Here is a 17,954-nt window from a genome sequence, read left to right on the forward strand (position 1 = left end):
TCAATTCTACAAACCTGCTCGTTTTGCTTGTATCGATGATTTATAAGGGTTCCACGGATCTTCAAAAGAGCGTTTGAAGAAAAACTCCTTATAATATGCTGCTGTTCTTACTATACGTAAATACGTGCCAGTATATAATGTCATTAAACCAACGTACTTCCATAGATAACGTTCTTCCTTACTTCGTTCAGAAAACAATGAAATACTAGACATTTGGACATAATTCATTACGAAATATAAGGTAAAGTTCATTGGAATAATAAATTGTAAGGAGCCACTATAATTAATAATTATATCTATGATATAAATCCACCATAATATATCTAAAACAACATTGTAGAATACATTTTCTGTTAATGAAAAAAAGGTCGCCCAATTAAAATTAGCTGTAGGGAAATATACATCTTTGTGCTTACGAACTCTAAACCGAATGATAGATTTATCCCAACGCAAACGTTGTTTAGTTAATACTTTAAATTTTGATGGCGCATTAGTTAAACAAATTGCACTAGGCTCGAAATATACTTTGTAGCCAGACTTCCTTATTTTTACTGTAATATCTCCATCTAATCCAGGTCCAATATCCCAACCTCCAATAGCGTCAATAGCCTCTTTTTTAAATGCGCCAAACGCCCCAGAAATTATTTTATAAATCCCTAAATAGGAGGTGATAATGCGTCCTACGGAGACTGTTTTTAAATACTCAATAGCTTGTAACTTGGCACATAAACTATCCTTGTAATTTCTAACTTTTACATTTCCACCAACTGCTCCAATTTTAGAGTCCATAAAAAAAGGAATCAAGACATTTTCAATGGCGTCTCTATCAAAAGAGCAGTCGGCATCAAGATGAACAATGTATTTTCCTTTACTAAAACGTAAAGCTAAATTTGCTGCGCTAGCTTTACCGCCTCGCATTTCATTACGGATGAATTTGTCAATTAAGCCTAATTGTTCTAAGTTTTTTCCTATTGTTGGAGTCTCATCATCAGAACCATCATCAACAATGATAAGTTCAAAATTTGAAAAAGTTTGTTCGTCAAGAGACTTTGTGAGTTTAAACAGATGTTTCCCTTCATTTTTACCAGGAATAATTACCGATACAAATGGATTTTCATTAAATAGGGCTTGTCTTGCTTGAGCAAAACACTTATTTCTACGATTTTTTGTAAGTGAAAAAATAGCGAAAACAACGTAGTCAATTATAATATATCTTGTAAACTCAAATAGAACAAAATACCAAAATACACGAATGAACTTTGGTATCCCTACAGCATTCCAATATAGTATGTATTCAGGTATTAATTGCTCTAACATTGCGATAAGTCTTTGTAATTAAACAATGTATCAATCTTAGTATTAGAATTAAGGGCAGTTTTAGTTACTGTTATAGGCGATTTCTCTTTTTTAATATTATCATTTAATAGTTTGTTGAGGTTATAATCTATATGTTCTATTCTCTCAGGATATGGGTTTTTAGTGTCCGGAATAAAAATGTGAAATAGATTATAGTCTTGAACGGTCATTATATCACTTGGTAAAAGGTAAGACCTAATGATTTCTGCAATTTCTGTTTTTAATGCATGCTGCATTGTTTCGTTCAAAGTTTTGAATTGCGCATTTTCATATTGTATAGTTACAAATTGACTCGTAATACCAGTTGTGAGTATACGTTTAACTTCTTGTTTTAATAAAACTTTGAAAATAGAAATTGGAATTGTGCCATCGTCGATTTCTGATGTCTCTATTTGCTTTTTTAAAGGTGATTGCATATCAAATAACCACTGTTCTCCATGAGCGCTTATACTGTAATCCCCTATAGTTTTTTGTAGTAGTTCTGAAAGTGTATTGTCAGTATCACAATCAAAACAAGAGGCTTGCATTTCTGGATTTTGAAATTCATTTGCACAGCTATTGCATGAAAAAATTGAAGAAGGTTTGTCATAGTCTATTCCTATGTGCCGTAAATGTTTATCACATTTTGGGCAAGAAAGACCATCTTCAGTTTTAAAATCATTTTCGGGAGCAACATGAGCGCACACGAAATGATGAATCATATCTCGAGCTTGTATATCAGCACTTTTACAACTCGAACATATTTCTTTAAAATTTAAATAATTACTATCACAGCTTTTACATAAATGGATATGATCTCTAAAAGTTTTTGCGATATAACCTTGTTTTTCTAAAGATTCTAATATTTTTAGAAGTGTTTTTTCTTCATTTTTGTAATATAAACTTAACAGAGGAAAATGATAGCCAATACGACTTACACGAGACGTAAAAGGGGCAAAAATTTGATTACGACTATATATAAATCCTAATGTTTTATATTTTATTTCTTCATCAAAATTTGATGAGTCTTTAACCATTATTTGTGCAAGTCGTTTATTTATAGCTATCGTTTTATGAGCTACATTTTCTTGATGTTGAGTATCTATAAAGCCGTCAGTATGACACACAAGTTCTCGGGGGAAATCCTGTATGTCATTAATAAAAAGAGGTATTAAACTCTCAATTCCTTTGGCTCTTCTAACCGCCTCTACAATAGCCTTAGCTTCATGCTCTATAGCGGTATCTATTATTAATCCATTATAATCTCTCCATTGTTGTTGTAGCTCAGTCACTCTACGTACTAAAACAAGACGCACACCTTGATATACAAGTTCTTTTGCAGAGTCGCTATTTCTTAATACGTTGAACATTTTTTTAGATATTTAAAAAGGGTTGTATCTTATTTTTAAACGGTTATTGTATTTGATAATACTCACTTGTATCTATAGCTGATGAGGGATTAGCTTGTATTTGGAAGATAGCATCATTAAAATCCTTATCTCCATTAGGAACACTTATATCCTCAAAACAAATAATTGTTGAATTACAAGTAGAGTCATGAAATATGAGCGCCTGTTGTTGGTCATTATTATTTAATATTGCATTGGTATGTTGAGTATAAAACCCTTCTGTAATTTGATTATTACGCCATCCATCTGCGATAACAAAAAAACCTATTATAGTATCCGCTTCAAAAGTCCCTAATAGTTTTAAAGTATTACCCGGAATAAGCTCTCCTCCAGAATTTTGTGCAGAGGCATTGGGGAATACCACTACTTTAATTAAATCATCAACTGTTTGTGGAGGGTTATTAATGTTATACGTGTAATATCCCAATGTATTTTTATATCCTGCTCCTTCACTAACAAAAGTTAATGTAACTTCAGCCGTCTCCTTTATATGAATATTCTTTGCTGGGTGAGCAAAATATTCGGGATGAGATGTTATTGCATTTTGCTGCTCAGGTAAAATGTCATTAAACAAATTTGGAAGTAATGTGCTACAAATAACTTCATCTTCTTCCATAGTAATAGGTGTTCCAGAGTCGTTATAAGGACTTACCGTCATATAACTTGCTTTATCTTGCTTGTAAAGAATGTTAAATCCTCCTTGTCCTTTACATACAAACACCCAATCGTTTTGTGCAGTTATATAATTTGCAGATGCCGGTTGTTCTTCCATATCCCATACAAAAAAAGGTTGCACCTCTGCATAATTGGCAGCATGGTCTGCAATAGCAATACCATCAGCGCCGTTTGCAATATACATATAGTCATCATCTAAAGTGATTGCGTTGGTATTACCTTCTAACAACATAGTACCTTTTGAGTGATTCATTTCTACTCCAGAATTAACATTGTAAGCTTTAAAACCTTTTTCAGCCATTGCAACAAATACACGGTCCGAATTATAAGGATCAAACACTAATGTGTTTTTTCCTCGATAAGCTTCTTCTACATTGGTATGAACAATATTTCCCACTGAATAAGAATTAGATGACACAAAACTGTTAACTGTACCAGTTTTAATAGTTGCAACATCTCCCGTGATTAGGCTTGCATATTTAGCATTATCACTTGTTCCATTTACACCTACATATTTGCAATCACTATAAGCATCAACATACACAATCTCTAAAGTGTTTTTATCAATTGTAAACTGCCCACCATGTGTCTTACCAGCACTTACTAATACATAATTATTAGTTATTGCGATACCATTTGCTGATGCCGAAATACCAGTGTTTAAGCTATTAGAAAGGTTGATTCTTTCAAAACTTTGTGTGCCAGCATCAATTTTATAAACTGTAGCTCCGTGGTTTTTATGAGATCCTGCAGCCCATATTGTACCATTGCTCTCAGCAGTGATAGCATTGATGTCAGCATTAAGAAAATCAATTTGTTGTAGTAAAATCGGATTTGCTGGGTCTGTGATATCTAAAATCTCTATACTACCCAAGTGTGTGTTACCTTGTTTATGGTAACTTACATATGCCTTGTTGTTTTTTATAGTACAATGTGTTGCACTAAGCAGCTCTCCATTTATAATAGGTGAGTTTACTCTTGCCACCCATGTCCAAAAATATGGCTGTTGATTTGTTACTTCTGCATTGGCATTATTTAGTCTTCCACTTACATAGTCTAATGGCACTTTAGCAAGAATGCTTCTGTTAATGAGTTGTAATCTAGAATTATTTACACCTTCGCGAAATAAAACATCAATTGCAGCTTCTTCATTTTCAATTAGATTAGTATCATCATCTGGTTTTGAGCAGCTTACTATGGTAAACAGAGTCAAAAACGTTAAGTAGTATTTTTTTAAGTTCATAATATGATTTTTAAAGTGTTATGTATTTATGATTTTTTACTAGGTGTTTAAATGTCCCACGGATATCATATACAAATCCATTTATTTTTAAATGCTCATTTAGATTTTCAAGATTTTGGTATACTGAATGATTTACAGCCATAATAACAGCATTGAATTTAGTATTGATTTTAGAAATTGGAGTTAGCTTAAAACCATATTCATGCTGAACTTCTTGAGCATTTGCATAAGGGTCTTCCACGGTGACTTTATAGCCTTTTTTTATAAGTGCTTTTACAATATCAGCGACTTTAGAATTTCGGATATCGTTTACATCTTCTTTAAATGTTATCCCTTTTACAAGAATGTGTTTGCCATTTGATCCAAAAGAAAAGCGACAATGCTTAGTTATTTGGTTTACAATGTGTGTAATCATACTCTCATTTGTAGAACGAACCTGTTCTAATAAAGCTGGCTTAAAGTTGAATTGGCGTGCACGGTCAATTAAATAATACGGGTCTACACCGATACAATGGCCTCCAACTAAACCAGGGAAATAATTTTGAAAATTCCATTTTGTGCCAGCACTCTCAAGTACATCTTTAATAGGCACATCTAATCGGTTAAAAATCTGCGCAAGCTCATTCATTAAACCAATATTTACATCTCGCTGAATGTTTTCAACTACTTTTGAAGCTTCTGCGACTTTTAAGCTTGAGGCTTTATGGACTCCTGCTGTAACGACAGTGTTATATACATTTGCTATTAACTCTAAAGCATCTTTTGTGCTGCCAGAAACCACTTTTGTGATTTGTGTAAATGTATGTGCTTTGTCTCCTGGATTAATTCGTTCTGGAGAATAACCGACTGTGAAATCCTTATTGAATTTTAAGCGAGAAATCCGTTCTAAAATAGGCACGCATACTTCTTCTGTACATCCTGGATATACAGTTGATTCAAACACTACACAATCTCCCTTTTTTAAATGCTTTGCAACAGTTGCCGTTGCAGATTTTAATGGGTTTAAATTAGGTTTTTTATGACTGTCTATTGGCGTTGGCACAGCTACGATATAAAATTTTGCTTTTGCCAGTGTGTTCTCTTCAAATGAAAATGAAATGTCTTTATTTTCAAAAGCACTTGAGTCTAGTTCTTCACAAGGGTCTTTGTGTTGTAATAATTGTAATACTTTTTCAGTATTAACATCAAAGCCTTGCACTCTGAATTTACTTGCCATATGTACTGCTAAAGGTAATCCTACATAACCTAGTCCAACCACTGCAATTGAGACTTCTTTATTTAGTAGTTGTTCAAATAAAGGTGTTTTTTTATAGGCTACTTTTAATTCTTGTACGTCTTGTAAAGGAAATTGAGTTTTTAATGCTTCTGCTGTTCTCATAATTGTATTGTTTAAGATTTATATTAAAGTTTGGGGTTGTTATCTGATGCTAAATTAGCTTAGCAACTCTCTAGTTTTTATGTTTTTAGCTAGTGTGTATCATCTGTGTAGATGAGTGGTAGTTCTGAAACGGTGAATGGTTTTTAGCGTATTAAACAAATTAAAGTCTGCTTATTTCCACTTTTACATTAAGCTTATGATAACTGGCCCATTGCGACTTTTGTATATCATTTAGTGGTATAATTTCTGCTAGAATATTTCGCTCAGTTGGCTCATATGTTTTTTGGAATTCGTCTGGGGCTTCATATGTGGCTATATATACTTTGTTTATAATGCCTTTAGATATTGAATTGTCAGGAAATAACACATCAATAGTTTCGCCTTGTTTTATATGTTCTAAAGCTTTTAAAGGAAAATAGGCTTTGATGAAAACATCATCTGTATTATGTATAGTCATCACGTTTTCTGTCTTGTAACAAGATTCATTTTCGCTTTTTAGAATTTGACCAATCACACCATTTATGGGAGAACTATACGTATTATCATGTGTGCTATTACCATTTGATAACATTGATTTTCCATCTAATGGATTTATGAATTGCTTTTGCTTATCAAGTAGATATAGTTCATTTTTAAGAAGTTTAACCTCAATCTCTTTTCGTTGTACGTCGAGTTGTATTTCATCAATTTTTTCTTTCGTATACACATCAAGCATTACAAGTTTAATTAATTGACTTTCTACAGATTTTAAATACTCTAATTGACTAAGTAATGCATTTAAGTGAATGTATTTTTGCTGTATCTCAAAAGCCAATTTTTGAGCATTTTTAGTAGCATCCATTTGAGATTTTTGAGCCTGTAGTATCAATGATGCGTCATTGTCAAATGCGCTTTGTTTATAAGAGAATAATTGCTGATTATATTTAACTGTATCACCTTCTTGGATATTAATGTGTTGAACTCTTATATCTTGAGTGAAATTCACGTCAACTTTATCCATTAATATTTGACCATTTCCTTCTATCATCGCTAATTTATTATACGAATAGCGTATTAAAAAAGTGATAAGAATGGCTATCAGACCAAAGTATATTAAACGGTCAATATTGACTTTTTTCTTCTTAATTTTTGGTTCTTTTAAGGTGCGGATTACTGCTACCTTTCTCTGAAATGAAAATGCTCTCATTATTTGTTGTTTTAATAGTTTTTAATACTTCGCGCATCCATTGGTGTAACATGGTTTCTTTGGTGTATTTTGAAACTACACGTATTTTAAAGCCAGAAGATTTCCACTTTTGTTGAAGTACTATATTTTTATCTAAGACACTTACAGATGTTATATTATGAGCTTTTAAAAAAGCCTTCTGAAAAGTGTGAGGAAAACTGGATTTATCATTTAAAATAATTACATCTTTACTTGGTCTTTTCTTGAATATAAACGGCTGAGTTTTCAGGTCCCCATAAAGCTCATATAGATGTGATAGTGATGTATACAGTTGCTTTTTAAGAATCAGTATGTTTTCTAAAATATCATATTGCTCCTCCTGTAATGCTAGTAATTGAATTCCTGCTTCTGGATTATTGAGTTCTTTTTTTAATACCTGTAAAACGCGTTTCCGCTCTTGCACAATTTCCCAGTTTTTGTGCTGTACATGTAAGTCTCTTATTTTTTCTCTATAACTCGCAAAATATGTTACAACTTGGTTATGCTGTCCTTTTTCATGTGTGTTATCAATTGTATTGGTAAGTCTTATTTTTGCTTTTGTAATAGATTCATTTTCATTGAAACGAAGAGGAACTCTTAGACGTAAACCTACTGAAGCAAAATTACGTGTATTAATATCGCTCTGGGTCCAATTATAGTTAGCATAGGCACTTAAAGAAATGTTATCAAGCCAGCTAGCTTTGTTATATACTAAAGCTGCTTGTAAAGAATCTCTATTTGATGCCATTGCAATTTGAAACTGATAAGGCTCTTTTTTAATAATTAAAATTGGTAAAATAGACGGTATATATGTACTAGAAACACTATCTTTTATGAGCTTGTTATATTGTTTTATATGCTCTCCTTCTTTCCGAGCAATAGTGATTTTTTCACCAACCTCAATGAGTTGTTCGCGCTTAATAAGCTTTTGATAATGTAAAACAGATAGTATATCGAAATAACGGTTTAAAAACGCTTCTTTATGTTTAAATAAAGTCAAGAGTTCTTGGTTAATTGAATAGGTGTAATCTATCCGAAATTGTCTACGCCAAGCAATGCGCTTTTCTTGAGCCTTTTTTTGCTGTAGTAATGAAATTTCAATATTCTTTTGTTGTGCTTTATGTTTATTATTTAAAAACCCTTCCTTTAGTATATTCCATTCTAACTCAGTTTTTAAACGACTTCGTGTTATACGATTGCTCTCCTCATCTAAGTCATCATTAAAATTGTATTGGGCGTTCGCTTTAAAAACAAGACCAAGATCTTTCCTGTAAGCATCTTTTTCAAGTTGTTTTATAGCAATCTGATAATCTGTAATTGTACTATCTTCTGGTTGCTTATTATTAAACTTAAAAACATTTTGAGGAACAGGAAGCGATAAATAAGTTTCATTAATTCTATATAGCTCTTCAGAAGAAATAAGTAAACTATCAAGGGATTGCGCTTTCACAAAAAGTGAAGTCAAAACGCTTATAAGCAGATATATAATTATCTTTTGCATATAGCAAATATATCTGCGTATAGCTTCGGGACTAGCTAAATATCGTTAGTGAGAATACTACTGTAGACGAGTAGTAGTTGAGTGTAGGTAAACGGTTTTTAGAGCTTACTAATATTATATATTTTATTAAAAATAAAACCCAATAAATATCTCACTATCAATGATTTGTTATAGTAAATTTAAGCGCCTCATGAGTTCCGAGCGATTGGAACGACTTACTGGAACAATATCTTGTTTTATAAGCACGCTATTATCTTCAATATCAATAATTTTTTTTGTGTTTATAACATATGAGCGATGCACTTTTAAAAATAGACTGTCTGGTAATTTATCTTCAATCTTTTTTAATGTAGCATGTACAATAAGGTTTTTATCTTCAGTAACTATTTTAATATAATCTCCTTTTGCTTGTATAAAATATATATCAGGAATATTAATCTTAACTAATCTACGGTCTATATTTACATATAAATCATTACTCGACGAGGTCTCTACAGTAGTAGTGTTTAAGGTCTTGTTTTTCGCTTTTTTAATGGCCTTATCAAAACGCTCTTGTGTAATTGGCTTAACTAAATAATCGATAATACAATCATATTCAAAAGCATCAAGGGCAAAATTTTTATCACTAGTCGTAATAATTATTTTTGGTGGATCTTTTAATGTTTGAATAAAGTCAAACCCCGTAAAAGCTGGCATGTGTATATCTAAAAAGATAAGTTCAATTTCTTCTTGATTAAGATATTTAATAGCTTCAATTGCACTTGGGAAAGCCTCAATAATTTCGACATCATTATTCTGTGAGCCTAAATGCTCTATTATACTACGTGCTGTGGCTTCATCATCTATAATTATACTTTTCATAAGCTGTCAAGATAGTTTTCAATATGCATTAATATTTGATAGAATGGGGGATATAAACTGTCATTATTATTTTTAAGTTGATTTTCAAAATCACGTGCGACTTCATAACTTTTTTCAAGACCCAAAATATTAATTTTGTGTTTTAGTTTATGAACCATTTCTGCACATTGCCGAAAATCTTGTTGTTTGTAAAATACTATAAATTGTTCTTTTTCCAGAGGAAATTCTGTTTTAATTATAGTTAACAACTTAGCCACATAATCTTTATCATCACCAGCTATTTCTTTAATATAATTAAGTGTAGGGCTCTCTTGCATTTATTATTTCTTTAAAGTGAAATGAAAGGTAGTGCCTTTTCCGACTTTTGAAGTTACCCAAATGTCGCCATCATAGAATTCTACGATTTTCTTTACTATAGACAAGCCAATACCAGTGCTAGTATCTTTATCTCCTAAGGATTCAAAAATCTCAAAAATCTTTTTTGTATATACCTCAGCTATGCCTTTACCATTATCTGAAATAGAAAACTTCCAATGTGTTTTATTATCTTCAAAATCTACATAGACTAAACCTTTCTCTTTGTCTATGGCATTAATAGCATTATTTAATAAATTTTGAAATAGCTGTTGTAGACGAGATGTATCTCCCTTAATATTTGGTAATGGATTTTTTATGTTAACTAATACATTTTTAGGTATATGAAGGATATCAATGACACTTGTCACTAATTCTTGTAAATTAACATTTTCATTGCCCTTGTCTGTTTTATCGATACTAGAATACTTTAATATACCATCAATTAAGCTATCCATTTTATCTACCTTATTGAGTAGCATTCTAAAGGTGTCTTTTGCTTTTTCATCAAAAGCACTTGCATAATCCTCTTGTATCCAGTTTATCAATGTATCCATCCCTCTCAGAGGTGATTTTAAATCATGAGAAACAATATGTGCAAAGTCATTTAGATCTCTGTTTTTTCGCTCTAAATCAAGTATAAGTTGTTTACGTTCTTTTTCTAATTTTAAGTCTTCAGAAATATCCTCTACTAGTGCTACTTGATATTTTATAGCCCCTTTTTTATCTCTAACAGCGGCAACATTAGTTCTAGCCCAGATCGTAGTCTTATCATTTTTTACGTATCTTTTGTTAACAGAAAAGTTATCTATCTCCCCTTTGTTTAATGCCTCCATTAAACCTCTTGAAACAGAATAATCTTCAGCTAATGAGATATCTTGAACTTCTTTTTCTTGTAATTCTTTTTTACTGTAAGAAAGCATCTCTTCAAAGGCCTTATTGGTTTGGATAATCTTACCATATTGTGTTAATACAATTCCTAAACTTGAGTTATTTACTATGGCTGTAAGCTGCTTTTGTTGCTCCTCTAATTTTAATGCATTTGCTAGTTGTTGCGTAATATCTCTAACAATACCTTGAGCACCTATGGGTTTTCCTTCTTCATTTTTAATAATACTAGCATTAATATGAACACTACGCACCCCATTATTTTTGGTATTCACTCTAGCTTGATAGTCCGAGAATGCTCCATTTTTTACTAATTGAGAAAACGATTGCATTGCATAAGCCATATCCTCTTTATAAATAAGTTTTACAACATTTATTTTTTCATTTTCTGGGTTATAACCAAAAAGTGTGGTAGCGGTATCATTCATTTTTAGGACATTCCCTTTAATATCCATTAAAACATAGGCATCAACGAGATTATCAAAAACACCTTTTAACTCTGATGTAGTTTCATTAAGGTCATGTTTTAATTTTCTTGAGAGCGTATATAACTCTCTTGATTTTTCTTCGAGAATTTTTTCGGCTTGTTTTCGTGCTTCTCGTTCTCTAACAAGTGCTTTTTTGAGTATGTCTATCTCGTTTTTACTCATTCATTCTTTGTAATACTAAATTTTACTTCAGTACCATCATCTTTTATTTTCTCTACTAATATAGTTGCTTTACTGTCAAAAGACTCAAAAGTTTTGTGCATCAAGCCTAATCCAAAACTATACATTGCTCTACTAGAGCGGTAAATCATAATAAGTTTGTTGTTCGTTTTTTCTAATGTCTCAAAAGAAGGTAATTCTGCATCAGAATATATTTTACGAACTTCAATATGAATGTGATTTTCTATTGAAGATAGCATTTCAATGGGATCCTTATAACTTTCAATTAATTGTGGGTAACTTTCAACTAATACACCAAAAAAATGCTCGGCATATACCTTTAGTAAATCATCTATACTAATACTGGTCTTCGCACTTAATGCTTTAAGCAAGCCTAACATTTCAGAAAAAGGGTAAGTCCCAACTGCCGTGTAACTCCCACCAGTAGAGAGCTCTGTTTGATCTATAATTTCTTGGACTGTTGCTAATCCAAATTTATCTTCTACTAAATCTAAAAACTCTGTAAATACTATTCCTTTCATTCTATACTAATTGATTAATTGACCAATACTCTATAATTGTTTTTAATTGAGACGTGTATGCCTCATACTTTAGTGGCTTCATAACATAGCCTGCAATGCCTATACGATAGGCTTCTTTAATATCTTCTTTATTATTTGATGTTGTAAGAACTACTACAGGAATATGATGAAAACCATCATCAGATTTAAGAATTTTTAAAAACTCCAATCCATTCATCTTAGGCATATTTAAGTCAAGAAGTATCAGGTCAGGAAAGTTTTTAGTTGTTTTTAGGTATTGCAATGCTGCTTCTCCATTGGTTTCATTATGCTGCTTGTGGTTTTTTGAAATGGTACTAAGAATTCGTTCAAATTTTAATATTTCAATTTGATCGTCTTCAATTAACAATATATTAAGATTATTCATACGCTAGTCTCAACAAGTTACTATAAAAACTTCAAGATGGTGTTTTTTAAATAAAATTTCTGTTGACTGTCGACGAAAGTATCTTTAAGTGTAGATGAATGGTATTTTACTATAGGTGAGTTGAAAAAACAGGTTTTGTTAATAGTGGAGAAGAGCGGACTCGAACCGCCGACCTCTTGACTGCCAGTCAAGCGCTCTAGCCAACTGAGCTACATCCCCAAAAATTACTTTAAACCACTTAAAACCAGTACAGGAATTGTAGTACTATGGAAGTCTTTTTTTAGGATAGTATTGTCTTCCCATAATTTTTTAAAAAAACCTCTTTTACGTCTTACAACACATAGTAAGTCTGGATTATGGTCTTGATAATGCTCTAACACCGCTTGAAATGTTGTTGGCGCATCAGTTTTAGTCGTGTTTGTTATAATAGCCGACAATTCTTTGCTAACCTCTAAATCGTCTTTATCATAATTAGGTGTTTTTACCAATAGCAAATTAACAATCGCCTTATACTGATTCTTAATGGCTATTAAAGGTTTTAAAGCCCCTTCTTTTTTAACAGCTGCTGATTTGGTAGCCATTAACATTTTTACAATAGGCTTGTATTCATAACATTCAGGGATTATCAATGCAGGAATTTCTGTCTGTTTAACAATTTTACCTGATGTTTTTCCTAAATACACTTCTTCTTTAATAGAGTTTGTTCGGGGTTCTAAAACGATTAGGTCAATTTTTAAGGCTTTACAAACTGATTCTATAGTATCAACCAACTTACCTTTAAAAACGCGAGTAATAACCTCAACGCCCTTTTTGTCTATTGATGCCACATGTTCATCTAAGAAAGCTTGGCTCTCACGTTCTAATATATGATCTATCTTAATCATAGTGCCAGCTTTGGTATAAACATTATATATTTGAACAACATATACCTTGGCTCCAAAAGCTTTTGCAAAATCAACAGCATATTGTAAATGACATTTTGCGTTTTTTGAAGACCCAACAGGAACTAGAATATTTTTCATTACTATAGAATTTAACCACAAAAGTAAACATTATTAATGATTCGGAAAGGAACTTTAATGGATATAGAAGCCATCATGGATATGACTAAAGCATGTGCTAAACATATGATTGCCAATGGAATTTACCAATGGAATGAACATTATCCTAATAAGGGCGCTTTTATAAATGATGTGAAACGAGAAGAGCTTTATGTTTTAGAAATAGATGAAAAAATTGCAGGAACCTTAGTTGTTTCAACGTATATGGACGAAGAATATATCCCCATAAAGTGGTTAACTGAAAATGAAAATAATATATACATTCACAGGTTAGGTGTTCATCCTAAGTATCAAGGCAAAGGTTATGCGCAAAGCCTTATGGATTATGCGGAGCGTTACGCTATAGATAATAACTATACCTCTATAAGATTAGACACTTTTTCTCAGAACAAGAGAAACCAAAAGTTTTACGAACTTCGCGATTATAAACGCTTGGGTAATATTTATTTTCCTAAGCAAAGTGAATATCCATTTTACTGTTACGAAAAGGTCTTGTGAGTCAAACTATCTCTTTAAAGCATATTAATAAACTAGCCATTCCAGCATTAATCTCTGGCGTCTCAGAACCTATACTTTCATTAACTGATGCTGCGATTATTGGCAATATGTCTTTGAATGCTACTGAATCTTTAGCTGCTGTTGGTATTGTTTCTACATTTTTATCGATGCTTATTTGGGTTTTAGGCCAAACGAGAAGTGCCATTTCTTCAATAGTGTCTCAATATTTAGGTGCTGGAAATGTGCAGGCCGTTAAAAATTTGCCTGCTCAAGCGATATTTATCATTACATCCTTGAGCTTAATTATTATTGCTTGTACTTATCCTTTCGCGTCACAAATTTTCAAGCTTTATAATGCTTCAGATGCTATTCTTGACTTTAGTGTAGATTATTATCAAATACGTGTTTGGGGCTTTCCGTTCACATTATTTACAATTGCTGTTTTTGGCACTTTTAGAGGACTTCAAAACACATATTATCCAATGCTTATTGCAATTTCTGGAGCATTAGCAAACATTATATTCGATTTTGTTTTAGTCTATGGCGTAACAGATATTATTCCTGCAATGCATATTAAAGGTGCCGCTTATGCAAGTGTTATTGCACAAATGCTTATGGCGGGTTTGTCTGCATTCTACATTTTAAAAAAAACAGACATTCCACTGTTGGTTCGTTTTCCTTTTAATCCAGAAATAAAACGATTTGCATTAATGATTCTTAATCTATTCATAAGAACCATTGCCTTAAACGTTGCTTTATACTATGGGACTAGTTTTGCTACATCTTATGGCCCTACTTATATTGCAGCATATACTATTGCTATAAATCTTTGGTTTTTGGGTGCCTTTTTAATTGATGGTTATGCTAGTGCGGGTAATATTTTATCTGGAAAATTATTAGGCGCAAAAGACTACAAAAATCTTATAGATTTAAGTGATAAGTTAATAAAGCATGGTATTGTGGTCGGCTTAATTATGGCACTTATTGGAGCTGTACTCTATTATCCTGTCGGTCGCATTTTTTCCAGTGATTCTGAAGTATTAACTGCTTTTTATAATGTGTTTTGGATTGTGCTTCTAATGCAACCCTTATGCGCTTTGGCATTTATATTTGATGGTGTGTTTAAGGGTCTAGGAAAGATGAAATACTTAAGAAATTTACTGCTCTTTTCAACAGTATTAGTTTTTATTCCTGTTATATATTATACAGACCATATTGGGCTTAAACTTTATGGTGTTTTTATAGCCTTTACCTTATGGGTAATTGCTAGAGGTATACCATTAATCATAAAATTCAGGAAAACATTTAGACCGCTTGCTCAAAACCCTTAAATTTGGCGATATATCGACATTAAATTATAAATATGGATATCTTAAGTTTTTTTAGTGGAAATGGTTTGTTCCTTTTATTAGGACTAGTGCTTGTTATCGTATATTTTGTAAACAAAAGAAAAGGTCGTAGATAATGAGTAATATTAGAATCACCAAACAATTTTCTTTTGAAACTGGTCATGCGCTTTACGGTTATGACGGCAAATGTAAAAATGTACATGGGCATAGTTACAGATTAGACGTTACAGTTATCGGTGTTCCTATTTCAGATACATCAAATGTAAAATTTGGAATGGTTATCGATTTTGGTGACCTCAAAAAAATAGTAAAAGCTGAGATTGTTGATGTTTTTGACCATGCGACTGTGTTCAACAAAAACACACCTCATGTTGAGTTGGCTAAAGAACTCAAAGACAGAGGGCACAATGTCCTTTTAGTCGACTATCAACCCACTAGTGAAATGATGGTGATTGACTTTGCTGAAAAGATAAAAAGACATCTGCCTTCAAATATAAAGTTACACTCCTTAAAACTTCAAGAAACAGCCACGAGTTACGCGCAATGGTATGCTTCAGACAATGAGTAACAATCATCACATAGAGATTCCTAATGGAAAAAAAATCTACTTTGCTTCAGACAATCATTTAGGTGCGCCAACAATTGAAGCTTCTCGTCCTCGTGAGAAAAAATTTGTGGCTTGGTTAGATGAAGTTAAGGAAGATGCTGCTGCAATTTTTCTTTTAGGTGATTTATTCGATTTTTGGTTTGAATACAAAACTGTAGTTCCTAAAGGATTTACAAGAACTTTGGGGAAACTTGCTGAAATTGCAGATTCTGGCATTCCTATTTATTATTTTGTGGGTAACCATGATTTATGGATGAATGGTTATTTTGAAGAAGAACTCGGTATCCCAGTTTATCATAAACCTCAAGAATTTAAACTAAGTGATAAAGCCTTTTTTATTGGTCATGGTGATGGTCTTGGCCCCGGTGATAAAGGCTATAAGCGTATGAAAAAGGTCTTTTTAAGTCCATTTTTTAAATGGTTGTTTCGTTGGGGACATCCAGATATTGGCATGCGCATTGCACAGTATTTCTCAGTAAAAAACAAACTCATTTCAGGAGATGATGATGCTAAATTTTTAGGAGAAGATAAGGAGTGGTTAGCTGTTTACAGCAAAAAGAAATTGGAAGAAAAACATCGTGATTATTTTATCTTCGGTCACCGGCATTTACCTCTTGAAATTTCGTTAAATGATACATCAAAATATATAAATCTAGGCGATTGGATACACTATTTTACCTATGGTGAATTTGATGGAAAAGACTTCAAACTAAAGGAATATTAGCCGATATCATTTTCATCTTCTATCGCTATATCTTTTGTTAGATCTAACTCTCGAAGCGGTTTATTGCTAAAATTCATTACTGCCACAACAATCAATGTCACTGTACCACCGAGCATTACTGCTAAAGGGGCGCCAAAAATCCTTGCTGCGATTCCACTTTCTAAAGCGCCTAACTCATTTGATGAGCCTACAAACATTGAGTTTACAGCACCTACTCTACCTCTCATTTCATCTGGTGTTTTAAGTTGCAATATTGTTTGACGGACAACCATAGAAATACCATCAAAGACGCCAGAGAAAAACAGCGCTAAAACGCTAAGCCACATTAATTTTGAAGCGCCAAAAATTATCATACAAACACCAAATCCAAAAACGGAAACGAGCAATTTTTTTCCAGTATTTTTTGTTATTGGGATATAGGTTGTAGCCAGCATAGTAATGATACTTCCTGAAGACAATGCGGCGTTTAATATCCCAAATCCTTTTGGTCCAGCATCTAGAATATCTTTTGCAAATACAGCAAAAATAGCAACTGCACCGCCAAATAAAACGGCAATCATATCTAATGTTAATGCCCCAAGGATAACCTTATCATTAAATACAAACTTAATCCCAGCTTTTAAACTTTCCTTGACAGATTCGTTTGTGGCATTATTCAAAATTGGTTTCTTCTTTATTTGAAAAACCAATAACAACGCAACCATCACTAATAAAAATATAATTCCAAGGGTATGGTTAACTCCTATCCAAGCAATCAAAAAACCACCGCATAAAGCGCCAAAGACATTAGCGCCTTTCCATGTGCTACTACTCCATGTTGCAGCATTAGGATATACTTTCTTGGGGACAAGAAGCGCAATAAGAGAAAAAATGGTTGGGCCAAAAAAAGCTCGTAATACACCTCCAAAAAAGACTAATCCGTAAATGGAATACAAAATGGTATTTGTTTCCCATGAAGATTCAACAGTTTGTGTGGTTAACCAAAACAATCCAAAACTTATTAATGAAAAAAGAGCAATACAAAGCATAAAGAGGTTACGCTTTTCTTTTTTATCAACAATATGACCTGCAAAAGGAGCAAGAAAAAAAGCTGGTAAAAATTCACAAAGACCAATAATCCCTAAGCTTAATTCGTCATTGGTCATAGAGTACACTTGCCACTCAATAACTACAAACTGCATTGACCAAGCTAGTACCAGAGCAAAACGCAATACTAAAAATGTGTTGAATTCTCTATATCGAAGCGCTGCGTATGGATCGTTCTTTACCAAA

At 32.5% G+C, this 17,954-nt stretch carries 17 protein-coding genes and 1 tRNA gene; 4 read left to right on the forward strand and 14 right to left on the reverse strand.

The window, feature by feature from the left end:
- Nucleotides 1-6 precede the first annotated feature (6 nt).
- From IEV10_RS02415 to IEV10_RS02475, 13 genes are all read right to left on the reverse strand, one after another.
- Nucleotides 7-1,317 (reverse strand): glycosyltransferase family 2 protein, encoded by a 1,311-nt coding sequence (locus IEV10_RS02415; protein WP_188373099.1) that lies wholly within the window; start codon nucleotides 1,315-1,317, stop codon nucleotides 7-9.
- Nucleotides 1,311-2,705, reverse strand: a complete 1,395-nt coding sequence (locus IEV10_RS02420) for a TackOD1 domain-containing metal-binding protein (protein WP_188373100.1) — start codon at nucleotides 2,703-2,705, stop codon at nucleotides 1,311-1,313. Before IEV10_RS02420 ends, IEV10_RS02415 begins: the two co-directional genes overlap by 7 nt.
- Before the next feature lie 43 nt (nucleotides 2,706-2,748).
- On the reverse strand, nucleotides 2,749-4,662 hold the full coding sequence (locus IEV10_RS02425) for a DUF4114 domain-containing protein (protein WP_188373101.1): 1,914 nt from the start codon (nucleotides 4,660-4,662) through the stop codon (nucleotides 2,749-2,751).
- Nucleotides 4,663-4,672: 10 nt separating this feature from the next.
- Nucleotides 4,673-6,040, reverse strand: coding sequence for a nucleotide sugar dehydrogenase (locus IEV10_RS02430; RefSeq protein WP_188373102.1), 1,368 nt, complete (start codon nucleotides 6,038-6,040; stop codon nucleotides 4,673-4,675).
- A gap of 160 nt (nucleotides 6,041-6,200) precedes the next feature.
- Nucleotides 6,201-7,226, reverse strand: coding sequence for an HlyD family secretion protein (locus tag IEV10_RS02435; protein WP_188373103.1), 1,026 nt, complete (start codon nucleotides 7,224-7,226; stop codon nucleotides 6,201-6,203).
- The gene (locus tag IEV10_RS02440; protein WP_188373104.1) at nucleotides 7,162-8,745 is read right to left on the reverse strand and encodes a hypothetical protein; all 1,584 of its coding nucleotides are present in this window, start codon (nucleotides 8,743-8,745) and stop codon (nucleotides 7,162-7,164) included. The genes IEV10_RS02435 and IEV10_RS02440 overlap by 65 nt, the downstream gene beginning before the upstream one ends.
- A gap of 168 nt (nucleotides 8,746-8,913) precedes the next feature.
- Complete coding sequence (locus IEV10_RS02445) at nucleotides 8,914-9,606, reverse strand: LytR/AlgR family response regulator transcription factor (protein ID WP_188373105.1); 693 nt, start codon at nucleotides 9,604-9,606, stop codon at nucleotides 8,914-8,916.
- Complete coding sequence (locus IEV10_RS02450) at nucleotides 9,603-9,923, reverse strand: Hpt domain-containing protein (RefSeq protein ID WP_188373106.1); 321 nt, start codon at nucleotides 9,921-9,923, stop codon at nucleotides 9,603-9,605. Before IEV10_RS02450 ends, IEV10_RS02445 begins: the two co-directional genes overlap by 4 nt.
- Nucleotides 9,924-9,926: 3 nt before the next feature.
- Nucleotides 9,927-11,498 (reverse strand): PAS domain-containing sensor histidine kinase, encoded by a 1,572-nt coding sequence (locus tag IEV10_RS02455; protein WP_188373107.1) that lies wholly within the window; start codon nucleotides 11,496-11,498, stop codon nucleotides 9,927-9,929.
- Nucleotides 11,495-12,037: a heme NO-binding domain-containing protein gene (locus tag IEV10_RS02460; protein WP_188373108.1), complete on the reverse strand. Its 543-nt coding sequence runs from the start codon at nucleotides 12,035-12,037 to the stop codon at nucleotides 11,495-11,497. The genes IEV10_RS02455 and IEV10_RS02460 overlap by 4 nt, the downstream gene beginning before the upstream one ends.
- Before the next feature lies 1 nt (nucleotide 12,038).
- Entirely contained in the window at nucleotides 12,039-12,443 is a 405-nt protein-coding gene (locus IEV10_RS02465; RefSeq protein WP_188373109.1) for a response regulator, read from the reverse strand.
- Between the two features lie 145 nt (nucleotides 12,444-12,588).
- Nucleotides 12,589-12,662 (reverse strand) — tRNA-Ala (locus IEV10_RS02470).
- A 5-nt stretch (nucleotides 12,663-12,667) separates the two neighbouring features.
- Nucleotides 12,668-13,465 carry a universal stress protein gene (locus IEV10_RS02475; RefSeq protein WP_188373110.1) on the reverse strand — a complete coding sequence of 266 codons (798 nt, stop codon included), beginning with the start codon at nucleotides 13,463-13,465 and terminating at the stop codon, nucleotides 12,668-12,670.
- A gap of 36 nt (nucleotides 13,466-13,501) precedes the next feature.
- Here IEV10_RS02475 and IEV10_RS02480 point away from each other — a divergent pair, with 36 nt between their 5' ends.
- From IEV10_RS02480 to IEV10_RS02495, 4 genes are all read left to right on the forward strand, one after another.
- Nucleotides 13,502-14,002, forward strand: coding sequence for a GNAT family N-acetyltransferase (locus tag IEV10_RS02480; protein ID WP_188373111.1), 501 nt, complete (start codon nucleotides 13,502-13,504; stop codon nucleotides 14,000-14,002).
- Nucleotides 13,999-15,333: an MATE family efflux transporter gene (locus IEV10_RS02485; RefSeq protein WP_188373112.1), complete on the forward strand. Its 1,335-nt coding sequence runs from the start codon at nucleotides 13,999-14,001 to the stop codon at nucleotides 15,331-15,333. Before IEV10_RS02480 ends, IEV10_RS02485 begins: the two co-directional genes overlap by 4 nt.
- Before the next feature lie 133 nt (nucleotides 15,334-15,466).
- Nucleotides 15,467-15,919, forward strand: a complete 453-nt coding sequence (locus IEV10_RS02490; RefSeq protein WP_188373113.1) for a 6-pyruvoyl trahydropterin synthase family protein — start codon at nucleotides 15,467-15,469, stop codon at nucleotides 15,917-15,919.
- 10 nt (nucleotides 15,920-15,929) lie between these two features.
- A complete protein-coding gene (locus tag IEV10_RS02495; RefSeq protein WP_188374175.1) occupies nucleotides 15,930-16,682 on the forward strand; it encodes a UDP-2,3-diacylglucosamine diphosphatase in 753 nt (250 codons plus the stop codon).
- On the opposite strand, the gene IEV10_RS02500 is transcribed toward IEV10_RS02495, so the two are convergent.
- Complete coding sequence (locus tag IEV10_RS02500) at nucleotides 16,679-17,953, reverse strand: MFS transporter (protein WP_188373114.1); 1,275 nt, start codon at nucleotides 17,951-17,953, stop codon at nucleotides 16,679-16,681. The genes IEV10_RS02495 and IEV10_RS02500 overlap by 4 nt on opposite strands.
- Nucleotide 17,954 lies beyond the last annotated feature (1 nt).

The sequence above is a fragment of the Winogradskyella haliclonae genome, assembly GCF_014635865.1.
In the GTDB taxonomy this organism is placed as follows: Bacteria; Bacteroidota; Bacteroidia; order Flavobacteriales; family Flavobacteriaceae; genus Winogradskyella; species Winogradskyella haliclonae.